General features: G+C 64.7%; 12 protein-coding genes. 11 read left to right on the plus strand and 1 reads right to left on the minus strand.

From position 1 onward, the window contains the following. Window positions 1–129 precede the first annotated feature (129 nt). The 6 genes from OJB03_RS01805 to OJB03_RS01830 all read left to right on the plus strand — a co-directional run bounded on the left by OJB03_RS01805 (window position 130) and on the right by OJB03_RS01830 (window position 6,506). Window positions 130–2,025 (plus strand): 2-oxoacid:acceptor oxidoreductase subunit alpha, encoded by a 1,896-nt coding sequence (locus tag OJB03_RS01805; protein ID WP_263784727.1) that lies wholly within the window; start codon window positions 130–132, stop codon window positions 2,023–2,025. 143 nt (window positions 2,026–2,168) lie between these two features. After that, on the plus strand, window positions 2,169–3,533 hold the full coding sequence (locus OJB03_RS01810) for a thiamine pyrophosphate-dependent enzyme (RefSeq protein ID WP_263784728.1): 1,365 nt from the start codon (window positions 2,169–2,171) through the stop codon (window positions 3,531–3,533). Between the two features lie 150 nt (window positions 3,534–3,683). After that, entirely contained in the window at window positions 3,684–4,094 is a 411-nt protein-coding gene (locus tag OJB03_RS01815) for a DoxX family protein (protein ID WP_263784729.1), read from the plus strand. A 79-nt stretch (window positions 4,095–4,173) separates the two neighbouring features. Beyond that, a complete protein-coding gene (locus OJB03_RS01820) occupies window positions 4,174–4,608 on the plus strand; it encodes a DoxX family protein (RefSeq protein WP_263784730.1) in 435 nt (144 codons plus the stop codon). Beyond that, window positions 4,601–5,683, plus strand: coding sequence for a flavin monoamine oxidase family protein (locus OJB03_RS01825; protein WP_263784731.1), 1,083 nt, complete (start codon window positions 4,601–4,603; stop codon window positions 5,681–5,683). The genes OJB03_RS01820 and OJB03_RS01825 overlap by 8 nt, the downstream gene beginning before the upstream one ends. Window positions 5,684–5,909: 226 nt before the next feature. Next, window positions 5,910–6,506, plus strand: a complete 597-nt coding sequence (locus OJB03_RS01830) for a DJ-1/PfpI family protein (protein WP_263784732.1) — start codon at window positions 5,910–5,912, stop codon at window positions 6,504–6,506. Window positions 6,507–6,723: 217 nt separating this feature from the next. Here OJB03_RS01830 and OJB03_RS01835 read toward each other — a convergent pair whose 3' ends face one another. Further along, on the minus strand, window positions 6,724–7,119 hold the full coding sequence (locus tag OJB03_RS01835; protein ID WP_263784733.1) for a hypothetical protein: 396 nt from the start codon (window positions 7,117–7,119) through the stop codon (window positions 6,724–6,726). 396 nt (window positions 7,120–7,515) lie between these two features. Here OJB03_RS01835 and OJB03_RS01840 point away from each other — a divergent pair, with 396 nt between their 5' ends. The 5 genes from OJB03_RS01840 to OJB03_RS01860 all read left to right on the plus strand — a co-directional run bounded on the left by OJB03_RS01840 (window position 7,516) and on the right by OJB03_RS01860 (window position 12,746). Then, complete coding sequence (locus OJB03_RS01840) at window positions 7,516–8,613, plus strand: quaternary amine ABC transporter ATP-binding protein (RefSeq protein ID WP_263784734.1); 1,098 nt, start codon at window positions 7,516–7,518, stop codon at window positions 8,611–8,613. A gap of 64 nt (window positions 8,614–8,677) precedes the next feature. After that, a complete protein-coding gene (locus OJB03_RS01845; protein ID WP_263784735.1) occupies window positions 8,678–9,562 on the plus strand; it encodes an ABC transporter permease in 885 nt (294 codons plus the stop codon). Window positions 9,563–9,721: 159 nt separating this feature from the next. Then, window positions 9,722–10,711: a glycine betaine ABC transporter substrate-binding protein gene (locus OJB03_RS01850; protein ID WP_263784736.1), complete on the plus strand. Its 990-nt coding sequence runs from the start codon at window positions 9,722–9,724 to the stop codon at window positions 10,709–10,711. Window positions 10,712–10,963: 252 nt separating this feature from the next. Beyond that, a complete protein-coding gene (locus tag OJB03_RS01855) occupies window positions 10,964–11,170 on the plus strand; it encodes a hypothetical protein (RefSeq protein WP_263784737.1) in 207 nt (68 codons plus the stop codon). 154 nt (window positions 11,171–11,324) lie between these two features. Then, the gene (locus OJB03_RS01860; RefSeq protein WP_263784738.1) at window positions 11,325–12,746 is read left to right on the plus strand and encodes a hypothetical protein; all 1,422 of its coding nucleotides are present in this window, start codon (window positions 11,325–11,327) and stop codon (window positions 12,744–12,746) included. Window positions 12,747–12,785 lie beyond the last annotated feature (39 nt).

Raw genomic sequence — 12,785 nt, forward strand, 5'->3', positions numbered from 1 at the left:
GCCCCGGCGGCGTGAACCCCAGTTGAAAGCAGTAGGGGGAGGACACTGCGCGACGCCCCACGCCTGAACCTTTGGGTGGGGGTGAGCGTTGGGACTGTCGCCAATTTAGAACGGATCTAAACGATACGGATGAGCGCGCCCGCCGACACTACGGACACGAAAGAAATTCCCGAGGCTACAGTTCTCTTCGCTGGGGACTCCGGGGACGGGATGCAAATTACCGGGTCGCAGTTTACCCTCGCTTCCGCCTACGCCCAGAACGACCTGGCGACGTTGCCGGATTATCCTGCCGAGATTCGGGCCCCGGCCGGCACCACCTTCGGCGTGAGCGCCTTTCAGCTTCACTTCGGCGCCGAAGAGGTGCGCACGCCGGGCGAAAAGGTGGATCTGCTCGTTGCCATGAACGCGGCGGCGCTCAAGGTGCACCTCCACCGCGTGCGATCGGGCGGCACCATCATCGTCAACGTCAACGCCTTCGAGGAGAACGACCTGAAGAAGGCCGACCTCGACCAGAATCCGCTTACGGACGGCACGCTGGACGACTATCAGGTGCAGGAAGTGCCGCTGACCGACATCACCCGCAAGGCCCTCTCCGACACGGACCTGTCGCTGCAGAAGGTCGACCGGTCGAAAAACATGTTCGCCCTTGGGCTGGCCCTCTGGATGTACTCCCGGCCCGTGGAACCGGCGGAGGAGTGGATTCGGGAGAAGTTTGGCGACAAGCCGGAGATCCGAGACGCCAACCTCACGGTCCTCGAGAAAGGGTTCCACTACGGGGAGACCGTCGACGCCATCGGGACGCGATACGAGGTGAACGAGGCGGTGATGGAGCCCGGGACCTACCGTGCTGTGCGGGGGGCGGAGGCGCTCGCCCTCGGGCTGGTGGCCGCGAGCGTAAAGAGCGACCTCCGTCTCTTCTACGGCTCCTACCCCATCACGCCGGCGTCGGACATCCTCCACGAGCTGAGCGAGCACAAGAACTTCGGCGTCATCACCTTCCAGGCCGAAGACGAGATTGCGGCCGCCAACTCGGCACTCGGCGCCAGCTTTGGGGGCGACCTCGGCGTGTGCGCCACTTCCGGTCCGGGCGTGGCCCTCAAGACGGAGACGATCGGCCTCGGGGTCATGACGGAGCTGCCACTTGTCGTGATCAACATGCAGCGCGGCGGGCCCTCCACCGGCCTGCCCACGAAGCCGGAGCAGGGCGACCTCCTGCAGGCGGTCTACGGCCGCAACGGGGAGGCCCCGCTTCCGGTGCTCGCGGCCACCTCGCCGGGCGACTGCTTCCACACCGCCTACGAGGCGTGCCGCATCGCCACCAAGTACCGCACGCCCGTCCTCGTGCTGGCCGACGGCTACCTCGGCAACGGCTCGGAGGCGTGGCGCATCCCAGACACCGATGCGCTCCCGGCGTTCGACGTCGACTTCGAGACGGAGGCGACCGAGCGCACGATCCACAAGGACCAGGACGGCAACGACCAGTTTCTGCCGTACGTGCGCGACCCGGAGACGCTGGCCCGTGTCTGGGCTCGGCCCGGCACGCCCGATCTGGAGCATCGCCTCGGGGGGCTGGAGAAAGAACACCAGACCGGCAATGTCTCCTACGACGCGGAGAACCACCAGAAGATGGTGGAGATCCGGGCACAGAAGGTGCAGAACGTGACTCAGGACATCCCGCCGACGCAGGTGTACGGCCACTCCGACGGCGATCTGCTCGTGCTCGGCTGGGGCTCCACGAAGGGCGCAATTGAGGAGGCCACCGAACGGGCCGTGGACCAGGGCCTCCGTGTCGGCAGCGTCGTGCTCCGCCACGTGTGGCCCCTGCCGGCGGACCTCGTCGACGTGGTTGAGCGCTTCGACCATGTGCTCGTCCCCGAGCTGAACAACGGCCAGCTGATTCGCGTCCTCCGGGATCAGTACCGCCGCGACTTTACGCCCCTCAACAAGATTCAGGGCCGCCCCTTCCGGGCGGAGGAGATCGTGGAGACGATCGACACGATCCTCGGCACGCCTACGCCGGCGTGACGCCCGACGGCCTTGGTCCGCGTGCGTCTCCGTGCGGGGCGTCGCGCAGGTTGTGTTTTGCGCGAGGGGGCGGACCGGCAACACGAGATCCACGAGGCACGAACCGCGCGACGCGCACGATCTACTCCAGTACCCACCGATTCATGAGCGACGACATGGCAGACGCCAACCAGGACGGACAGACCCCGGATGGCACCAAAAAGCCGGACCTTCCGCCCGGCCTTGCCGGCGGGAGCGACGATCAGGACCAGAGCGCATCCGACGAGGAGACGTCGCCCGGAACGAAAAAACCGGATCTTCCGCCGGGGCTTGGGGGCGAAAACGGCGAATCGGATGATCCGAGCACCAAGAAGCCGGCGGGGCCGCCGGGGGCGAAAAAGCCTGCGGGCCCGCCGTCGCCCGGCAGTGACGGCGATGAGGACGACGGCCCCACGCTGCCACCCGGCTACGGCGGCGACGGAGCAGGCGAGGCCCTGTCCCGGGAGGACTTTCAGTCCGACCAGGAGGTGCGCTGGTGCCCCGGCTGCGGCGACTACGCCATCCTGTCCACCGTGCAGCGCCTGCTGCCGGACCTGGGGGTGGACAAGGAGAACGTTGTGTTCATCAGTGGCATCGGGTGCGCGGGGCGGTTTCCCTACTACATGGACACCTACGGCATGCATGGCATCCACGGCCGTGCGCCCGCTATCGCTACAGGCCTCAAGACGAGCAACCCGGAGCTGGACGTGTGGGTGGTGACCGGGGACGGAGACGCGCTTTCCATTGGCGGCAACCACCTGATTCACGTCCTGCGCCGCAACCTCGACACCCAGATCCTGCTCTTCAACAACGAGATCTACGGCCTCACGAAGGGCCAGTACAGCCCCACCTCCGACGCGGGGACCGTCTCCAAGAGCACGCCCCACGGCTCCGTCGACCGCCCCTTCAACCCCGTCTCTGTCGCGCTGGGGGCCGACGCCTCGTTTGTGGCGCGCACGATGGACCGCGACCCGAAGCACATGAAGGCGATGATGCGTGCGGCCCACGCCCACGACGGCACCGGCTTCCTGGAGATCTACCAGAACTGCAACATCTTCAACGACGGGGCCTTCTTCGAATTCACCGAGCGGGAGACGAAAGACGAGCGTGCGATCTTCCTAGAGCACGGCGAGCCGATGACGTTCGCCAACGGCACGAGGGGCATCCGGCTCGACACCCTCCAGCCCGAGGTGATCGATCTGGAGGACGACGACTGGTCGGTCGACGACTGCCTCGTGCACGACGAGACCTCCCCGGAGCTCGCCACGATCCTCGGGCGCATGTCGTGGCAGGACGACGACGGCGACCCGATTCCCCGCCTCGACGAGACCGGCACGCAGCTGCCCCGCCCGTTCGGCGTGATCCACCGCACCGAGCGACCCACCTACGCGGAGCGTGTGCACCAGCAGCTCGACGCCGTTACTGAAGAGCGAGGGGAGGGAGACCTCGACGCGCTGCTCCGCGCCGGCGAAACGTGGACGATTGAGTAGGGTCCTCCGTGCCGTGGGCCTCTTCGACGTGCAACGGGCCGTCCCTCTCTCTACCCTGTGCTCGGCCAGACGCCCCCGCTCGACAAACCGCCTGCCGTTTTCTATACTTGAGGCGGATTCACCCAGCCTTTTAAAATCGCACGTCGAGCTATGATTTGGACGCACCTCAGCACGTTTCGCGACCTGGGCCTGCTTCTGCTCCGGGGGACGATTGGGTTGTACATGGCCATCGGACACGGATGGGGAAAAATCATGGGGGGGCCTGAACAATGGGCCGGGCTGGGCGGCACCATGGAGCTCTTCGGGCTCGGCTTCGTCCCTACCTTCTGGGGCTTTATGGCCGCCTTCGCGGAGTTCGCGGGTGCCCTGCTCGTCGCCCTCGGCCTGCTTACCCGCCCGGCCGCCCTTCTGCTCGCGGTCAACATGGGGGTTGCGGCCACCGCGCACATGACCGGCATGATCGACGGCAGTCCGGAGAGTGCGCTCGTCTACGGCTTTGTGTTTCTGAGCCTCGTCTTCGTAGGCCCCGGCAAATACAGCGTCGACGAGGTCGCAGGGTAGCGCCCGCGTCGCCCCCAGTGGGCAACGCGACTGTCCACGACGGCCACTCGCATCTACAGACGTTCAGGCAGCCCCAAATATGGATTCCTCCCGGTGGACCTCCGTCGATCTTGCACTGCTCGTGCTCCGCATCGGCATTGGCGTCACCTTCGTCTTCGTGTACGGGTGGGACAAAATGGCCGGTGGCCCAGGAACGTGGGGCGATCTCGGAAGCACCATGGAAATTTTTGGGATCACCTTCTGGCCCACGTTCTGGGGCTTTATGGCGGCGGCCACGGAGTTTGTGGGCGGCATCTGTCTCCTGCTCGGCCTGCTCTTCCGGCCCGTCCTTGGGCTCCTGCTCGTGGTGATGACGGTCGCGTTTTCGAGCCACGTCGCGGCCGGTGAGGGGCCCTGGCACGCCATGGAGATGGCGACGGTATTCGTGGCGCTCCTGCTGACAGGGCCCGGCCGGTACAGCGTAGACGCGTATTTTCGGTCGTCGACGGGGCCGGGGGAGGCTGAGCGTGCCTGAGTCCCCGTCCGTTCTCGTCGTGGGGGCGGGGCTTGCGGGCCTCGTGGCGGCCACGGAGCTGCACGCGGCGGGCGTGTCGGTCTGTGTCTGGGAGGCGCATAGCCGCGTGGGGGGACGGTGCCGGAGCCCGGCCGTCGGCCCCGACGAGGTGCGCCTGGACCTAGGGGCCGCCTGGCACTGGGAGGAGCACGAACGGGTGCGCACACTGGCGGATCGCCTCGGCATTGAACGGGTGCGCCAGCACGAGCCGGGCGTGGCGGTCCAGGAATGGGCCCGAGACGAGCCTGTCGAGCCCTTCGAGTGGCCCGAAACTCCCCCGCCCTCCTGGCGCCTCGTGGAGGGGACCCAGGCGCTGCACGAGCGCCTTGCCGCCCGGCTCCCGGATGCCGCCCTTTGTCTTCGCCACCGGCTCCAGGCCCTCCGGCACACGGGGCCCGCGGTGCAGGCCACCGCCCAGACGCCCGATGGCCCGCGGGCCACGTCGGTCGACGCGGTCGTGCTTGCCGTCCCGCCCCGGCTGGCCGGCCACACCCTTCAGTTCGAACCTGCCCTTCCGGACGCGCTGTCCTCGGCCCTCCGCGGCACCACCACCTGGATGAGCCCCTCGGCCAAGGCGGCCGTGACCTACGACCGTCCGTTTTGGCGCGAGCAGGGCCTCGCCGGGCGCGTGCGGAGTGCGGCCGGTCCGGTGCACGATTGGCACGACGCCACGACGCCCGACGGCCACGCCGCGCTCGTCGGGTTCATGCATCCCCCAGGCCCCGACTCCCCCACGCCGAGCGATTCGGGCGAGCAGAGGGCGGCCCTCGTTCGGCAGCTCGTGCACTGCTTCGGCGAGGCGGCCGGGGCGCCCACCGGCGTCGCAACGGCCGACTGGCGTCACGACCCGGCCACGACGCCGCCCACGGGGCCCAAGCCGGGCCCGCACGCCCCTCCGGACCCGGCCCCAATCCTTCAGCGCCCGCAGTGGGAGGGGCGGTTGCACGTTGCCGCCGCGGAGACGGCCACCGAGCACCCGGGCTATCTCGACGGCGCCATCGAGGCGGGCCGCCGTGCCGCACTCACGCTGGCGTAGCGTGGCGGACGGACCGAGGCCGGGTATGCCTCGCCACGCGCCGTGGCCGGCCCAGGATCGTACATCGCCGGCTTCCACGTCCTGCCAGACTGGCCCGCAGTTGACGGAGCCTTCATGCTGGTCGTGCGTTGGGGCCTTCGTCAGCGACAGACCGATCTTCGTGACGGCTGCGCTGGCACAGAAGCACGCACGATCACGCTCCTTTTCACAAACCCCCTACGTCGCCATGTCCAAAACCATCCTGATGATCGTTGGCGACTTTGCCGAGGACTACGAGACGATGGTCCCCTTCCAGATGCTCGACCTGGCGGGCCACGAGGTGCACGCCGTGTGCCCGGAGAAGAAGGCCGGCGATACGGTGAAGACCGCCATCCACGACTTTGAGGGCGATCAGACCTACACCGAGAAGCCGGGCCACAACTTTGCCCTGAACGCCACCTTCGAGGAGGTCGACGCGGCCGACTACGATGCGCTCTGCCTGCCAGGGGGCCGCGCGCCGGAGTACCTGCGCACGAACGACCGCGTGATTGAGATGACGCGGCACTTCTTTGAGGAGGACAAGCCCGTCGCGGCCATCTGCCACGCCGCGCAGACGCTTGCCGCCGCCGACGTGCTCGACGGCCGTCGCTGCTCCGCGTACCCGGCCTGTGCCCCGGAGGTGGAGGCGGCCGGCGGCAGCTACGTCGACGTGGAGATGAGCGAGGCGGTGACCGACGGAAATCTCGTCACGGCTCCTGCCTGGCCCGCCCACGCGGCCTGGATTCGTCAGTTCTTGGATGTGCTCGGCACCCGCATTGAGCACGCCGAGCCGGTTACGGCTTAGCGCAGTGGCCCCACAATAGCGGCCTCTTCGACGAATATGGAGCGTCGGCTCTTTTGAGGCCGGCGCTCCTTTTTGATGAAAGGGGCCTGGGGCTGAAGCCTCCTCCGGGCAGCAGGGCAAAAGGGCCCGAAGATAAACCCCCTATTTGAGCGTGAGTGGCTGGTTCTAACGCCGTTTCAGAGACGACCACGTCTCCATGGGCTGCGGTCGAGTCCGTTCACCCGCGAACTATGTCGCTGAGCAGGGAGGGGGGCGACCGGTCTTCCACGAAGGCCCGGCCCTCCTCTTCTCCGTCCTCCCGGACCGTCGTGAGGTCCGGGTCGCTGGTGACGCTTCCGTCGAAGACGATGCCCGCTGCGATGTCGGCGAGGCGCTGCCCGAGGTCGCCGTCGCGGGGGAGCCCCTGCCGGCAGCCCCGCTCCAGAGTACGGACCGTGTGGTTGCCCACCGGGACGTCCATTGCGCGGCTCACCCCCGCGGTGAAGCCGACGACGTAGGCGGCGGGCTTGGCCTTCAGCAGGGTGGGGGCGTAGTCGCCGGGCAGGTCGCCCACCTGCAGGCGCAGACCGTCGGCGACGGTTTCGATGACCTTCGCGGAGCGATCGTCGGGCATGGAAGACAAACTGGTTGATTCGAAATATCGAGCAATCGGTCTACGAATCGACCCCCCGGGCGTTCGGACCCGGCGCCGTCTGGTCGTCCGGGAAGCGGCTGCCCCAACGTTTCCGCATTTTTTGTCGGGGTGTGCACTTCGCGTTCTCTTGTGAAGATTAATGAATCCAAAAAAATGAGAGGCCTGAGAGCAGGGGGGCGTCCGCAGTATTCTTTATAAGGTTGTATGAAAGAGAGGGAGAATGGGGGAAACCGTCTCCGTTTCCTAAACATGTTCCTTCCAAGAAGCTAATTAAGTAGAGTCTTGGCAACAGAGCAAAAACGTCGTGCCCACCTGATAGGCCAAGGCCGTCCCCACTACGCTCGCACCTAGCGAACAAGCCAAGCTACACACGCCATGGCTGTTATCGAGGCAGAGGGACTTTGGAAAATTTTTGGGGGAAATCCGGAGCGCGCCCGCACCCTTGCCCAGGAGGGAATGTCGAAGGCGGAGGTAAAGGAGGAAACCGGCTCCGTAATCGCGGTTGACGACGCCAACTTTGAGGTCCAGGAGCAGGAGATCTTCGTGGTGATGGGCCTTTCGGGCAGTGGCAAGTCGACCCTGCTCCGGTGCGTCAATCGCCTGATCGAGCCGACGTTTGGAAAGGTCCACGTCCACGACGACGAGGTGACGGCCTTCGACGAGGATCGCCTCCGCGAGCTGCGCCGGACCAAGATGTCGATGGTCTTTCAGAATTTTGGGCTGTTCCCGCACCGGACGGTCATCGGAAACGTGGAATACGGCCTCGAGGTGGCGGGCATGGACAAGGGGGAGCGGCGCGAGAAGGCCCGCCAGTCGCTGGATCTCGTGGGACTGGACGGTTACGAGGATAGCCAGACCAACCAGTTGAGTGGAGGCATGCAGCAGCGAGTGGGGCTGGCCCGTGCCCTCGTCAACGACCCCGAAATTCTACTCATGGACGAGGCGTTCAGCGCCCTCGACCCCCTGATTCGGGCCGATATGCAGAACGAGTTGCTGGAGTTGCAGGAGCAGTGGGACCCGGCCTGTACGGTCCTCTTCATCACCCACGACCTCGATGAGGCACTGAAGATGGGCGACCGCATCGCCATCATGAAGGACGGCCGGATTGCCCAGATTGGCACCCCCACCGAGATCCTCACCCAGCCCGCCGACGAGTACGTCCGCTCCTTCGTCGAAAACGTGGACCGCACGAAAATTGTCCCCGCCCGGACCGTGATGCGGGACCTTGGCGATGACGAGACCGTGTCTGCCGACGGGCCGTCCGTCTCGCCCCACACGCCGATTGCCGAGCTGCTTCCAGTGCTGATCGACGCCGATGGGGTCCTGGCCGTCCGCGACTCGGACGGCATCCTCCAGGGCGTCGTGAGCCAGGATGCCGTCATGGAAGAGGTGGTGCAGAACGCCGATGGGGCGCGGCGGCGGGACGCCCGCGCCGGCCGGACCGACGAAGACCCCGAAGCAGCGGTGGCCTAGTCCCAGGCGACGGTCCGTCTTTCCCTTCACGCCTATCGTTTTGAACGAAGACACCTGAGTGCGCATGCGACTGGACCTTGGCGGCGCCTTTGCAGCCCTCATCGAGTGGATTCAGAATAACCTTGGGCCGTTACTCGACGGGGTAACCTTCGTGATTGGGGCGACCATCGAAGGACTGGAGGAGGTGCTACTCTTTCTGCCGAGCTGGGCAATGATTCTGCTCTTCACCCTCCTTGCGTGGTGGGTAGCATCCCGCGGTGTGGCCATCTTTACGGCGGTTGGGCTGACCCTCCTTGAGGGCGTGGAGTTCGCCCTATTCGGAATGGAGATTGCCTTCGGCATGGGACTGTGGGAGCCCACGATGCAGACCCTGGCGCTCGTCGCGACGGCGACGCTGATCTCGCTCCTCATCGGAATTCCTGTGGGCATCTGGGCGGCCAAAAATGACGTGGTGGACGCCATCGTCCGGCCGATTCTGGACTTCATGCAGACGATGCCGGCGTTCGTGTACCTGATTCCGGCCGTCGTGCTCTTCGGGCTGGGAGAGGTGCCGGGCGTGATCGCTACCTTCATCTTCGCCACGCCTCCGTGCGTGCGCCTGACCAACCTCGGCATTCGGCAGGTGTCGGAGGAGGCCGTGGAGGCGGCGGAGTCCTTCGGGTCCACCCCGCGTCAGATGCTCTTCAAGGTAGAGTTGCCGATGGCGCTGCCCACCATCCTGGCGGGGGTAAATCAGACGGTGCTCCTGGCCCTGTCGATGGTCGTGATTGCTGCGCTCATCGGGGCCGGCGGGCTGGGGAATCCGGTCGTGGAGGGCATCCAGCAGCTGCGCATCGGGGTCGGGTTTGAGGGGGGGCTGGCCATCGTCATTCTGGCCATCTTCCTGGACCGCATTACGCAGGCCGTGGGGGAGAAGGCAGGCGCGTCGACCCAGCCCACGACAGGGTGATTCACGCGTGCCGTCTCTTGAGGGGGCGAGACATCCGCACACAACTCGCACACAACACGGCTCGGAGAAGGGCCTCCTGAATACCCTTTGTCCGGGCACTCTTCTTCGCTTTGCCGCACGACCTAGACACTCACCATCACAAGCAAAAGCCTTAACGCTATGAATCTTTCTTCGACACCACTTCGCTCGTTCATTGCCGTTGTCGCGGCCGTTGGTCTCCTTGGGACCGGGCTCGCCGGCTGTGGAGGGAGCGGGGACAGCCAGGACGTATCGCGCGAGATGAACATGGTCACAGTAAACTGGATTGAGGGGATGGCCTTCACCTACGTCCAGGAGCAGATCATGGAGAACCAGTACGACATGGAGGTTGACGTTCGAGAGGTCTCGGGCGGTGGCCTCGCCTTCTCGTCGGTGGCCGACGGCGACCGCGACTACTTCAACGAGGCCTGGCTCCCCACCACCCACCAGGACCCCTGGAGCAAGGCGCAGGGAAATGCCTCCAAGCTGGGGTACACCTACAAGGGCACGTCGGTCGGACTGACCGTGCCGGAATACATGGACATCTCCAGTGTCTCGGAGCTGGGAAATTACCGCGATGAGCTCAACGGCGAAATCAACGGCATTGAGTCCGGTGCGGCGATCAACGACCAGACGCGCCAGATTCTCGAAAACAACAACATCGACGGGTTCTCGGTCGTGGCGTCCAGCGGCCCGGCGACGTGGCAGGCGCTGGAGAACGCCGTCAACAACGAGCAGCCCATCGTCGTCACGGGTTGGTACCCACACTGGAAGTGGGGCTCGTTCGACCTGAAGTACATCGAGGGAGCGCAAACGGGACAGTCGCCCGTCTTTGGAAATCCTGAGGACGTCTTCAAGATCGTGGACAGCGAGTTCACGGAGGAGTTTCCGAAGGAGGTCGCGTGCTTCCTGAAGGTATCGGAGGTCAGCGACGAGCAGATCGAGAGCCTCATGGGCGACTTCCGCAACCGCGGCGACATGAGCAAGCGGGAGGCTGCCAGCCAGTGGATTGAGGAGCACCCGGAGGACGTCAACGCCTGGACGGATCAGGCCGAGGAGTGCGCTGCGTCCGACGGCGCAGTGGAGACGCTCCCGGACGACGCCACCTACTCGCGCGAGCAGGGCGCGTAGGAGACCGGCTTTGGAATTGACGACGTACTACCCCCGATCGCTGTCTGGCGGTCGGGGGTATTTTATGGATGGACATGGCGCCAATGGAAGCCGCACTGGACGTGGAGCGCGTTCGCCTCCGATACCTCCAGGGAGGGGAAGACGAATCAGCCGCCCGCCTACAGGCCGCCCGAGGATGGCTTCACGGTCGTTGACAACCAGTTTATCGACGAATTCCCGAAAGAGGCCGTCTGCTTTCTGCAGAAGTTTGAGGTGGACGACCAGCAGGTCGGCAGCCTCATGAACACGTTTCGCACCCGGGGCGACATGAGCAAGAGCGGGGCTGCTGAGCAGTGGGTGCGGAACCACCCCGAGCACGTCACGCAGTGGCTCGGCCAGGCCGAGGCGTGTGCGACCGCGGACAAGGCCGTGACGCCCCTCCTTAACGATGCCACCCACTCGCGCGACCAGGGTGCGTGAAGCTCTGCATCCGGCCGTGCCTTAAGCCCCGCCCTGATAACATTATCGCAATCTCTTTCCCCGATCTACACGCCGTGACCGGATCACCTCCGGTTTATTCTGTAGCACTACGCTACCCTCTGCAACCCTTTCTCACAATGCGCGATTTTCCCATATGAACCACATGAATCGGTACTGTACTGCAGTTTTCGCGCTCTTTCTCACCGCTGGATTGATGCTCCCCGGCTCGGCCCTCGCCGACGACCCGGAGCCCGCTGATGACAGCACCAACGCCACCTCCCTCGTCGCCAACGCCTGGGAGAGCGATAACACGACGGCGGCGCCCCAGCAGGACGAGCCGACGCTCGACGTGAGTGTCAACGGCTCGATCCGTTTCAATGCCCTCTTCCGCTCGTACGGCACGGCATTAGAAGGAGGGAATGACCGTGTGCTCGGTGATGGTGGATTCACCTTCGACACCTTCCGCATTGGAGGAAGTGGTTCCTACGGAGGCTTGATCTTTGACTCTGAGCTTGCCGTGTACCCGGAATCCTTCGGTGGGGTGTTTCTCCAGAAGGGATGGGTCGGTTATGAGTTTAGCGACGCCCGTCAGGTTCAGGTTGGCGTGAGTCAGGTGCCCTTTGGCATCCAGCCGTACGCCTCCAGCAGCTGGTTCTTCAATAGCTCGTACTACGTCGGCCTGGAGGACGACTACGACGCTGGTGTCAAGGCGATGTTCACGCCCGGCAACTGGGACATCCAGGGTGCCTATTACATGAACGCCGAGCAGACGGACTTCTTCGCCGGCCAGAACTTCTCCCGCTACTCCTACGACGTGGCACCGAACAGTTCAGCGAACTATCACGTGGTGCCGGGTGACAACCGTCTCACTGAAGACGGAGAGGTCTTAACTCCTGAAGACGCAGCAGAAAATCCTGCTGTCATAGGTAACCTGCGCTCCGATATTACGGAACAGCACCAATTCAACGTGAAGGTGGGGTATACCTTCGACCACGGTGATCTTGGCTCGACAAAGATTGGCGTTTCCGGACAGCGCGGTCAGCTTCAAAACCTGGACACGGGGGACACGGACTGGCACGCCGCGTATGCCGCTCACTTCCGGGGTCGCTACGCTGGATTTGATGCCAAGCTCCAGTTCTCGCAGCAAGAGTTGAATGCGCCCCTCACGCAAGAGGAAAAGTCCACCTTCAATGACTTGGCCGACGTGAACTACGGTGCGGAAGACTTTGTGGTGATGGGAGCCTATGCCTTCCCGCAGCGTGTGGCGGCCGAGCACACGGTGTACTCGTCTAGCCTGGCGTACCACATTCCGGTGAACGCCGGCCCGATTTCGGAGATCAAGCCGTACTATGACTTCAGTCTCGTCACAAAGAACGTGGACGCGTGGAACGACAACGCCACCCACGACATCGGCTTCCTCACGACGGCGGGACCGCTGTTCGTGTACACGGACTTGAATATCAGCAAGGGTCATCCGTTCAACCACCCCGCCGATAATTTCGCGAGTGTGATGGCGGAGAACAACGATAACGAGTGGCGGACGGCCTTTAACCTGAACATCGGGATCTACTTCTAACCGATCCCCGCCGACAGTTCGGCGACATGGAGACCTCCG

The organism is Salinibacter grassmerensis (genome assembly GCF_947077765.1).
In the GTDB taxonomy this organism is placed as follows: domain Bacteria; phylum Bacteroidota; class Rhodothermia; order Rhodothermales; family Salinibacteraceae; genus Salinibacter; species Salinibacter grassmerensis.

What these genes read in the sequence shown, in the direction of transcription:
- OJB03_RS01815 (WP_263784729.1), top strand. Translation starts at nt 3,684, where the DNA reads ATGATTTGGACGCACCTCAGCACGTTTCGCGACCTGGGCCTGCTTCTG.
- OJB03_RS01840 (WP_263784734.1), top strand. Translation starts at nt 7,516, where the DNA reads ATGGCTGTTATCGAGGCAGAGGGACTTTGGAAAATTTTTGGGGGAAAT.
- OJB03_RS01850 (WP_263784736.1), top strand. Translation starts at nt 9,722, where the DNA reads ATGAATCTTTCTTCGACACCACTTCGCTCGTTCATTGCCGTTGTCGCG.
- OJB03_RS01810 (WP_263784728.1), top strand. Translation starts at nt 2,169, where the DNA reads ATGAGCGACGACATGGCAGACGCCAACCAGGACGGACAGACCCCGGAT.
- OJB03_RS01835 (WP_263784733.1), bottom strand. Translation starts at nt 7,119, where the DNA reads ATGCCCGACGATCGCTCCGCGAAGGTCATCGAAACCGTCGCCGACGGT.
- OJB03_RS01860 (WP_263784738.1), top strand. Translation starts at nt 11,325, where the DNA reads ATGAACCACATGAATCGGTACTGTACTGCAGTTTTCGCGCTCTTTCTC.
- OJB03_RS01845 (WP_263784735.1), top strand. Translation starts at nt 8,678, where the DNA reads ATGCGACTGGACCTTGGCGGCGCCTTTGCAGCCCTCATCGAGTGGATT.
- OJB03_RS01830 (WP_263784732.1), top strand. Translation starts at nt 5,910, where the DNA reads ATGTCCAAAACCATCCTGATGATCGTTGGCGACTTTGCCGAGGACTAC.
- OJB03_RS01805 (WP_263784727.1), top strand. Translation starts at nt 130, where the DNA reads ATGAGCGCGCCCGCCGACACTACGGACACGAAAGAAATTCCCGAGGCT.
- OJB03_RS01820 (WP_263784730.1), top strand. Translation starts at nt 4,174, where the DNA reads ATGGATTCCTCCCGGTGGACCTCCGTCGATCTTGCACTGCTCGTGCTC.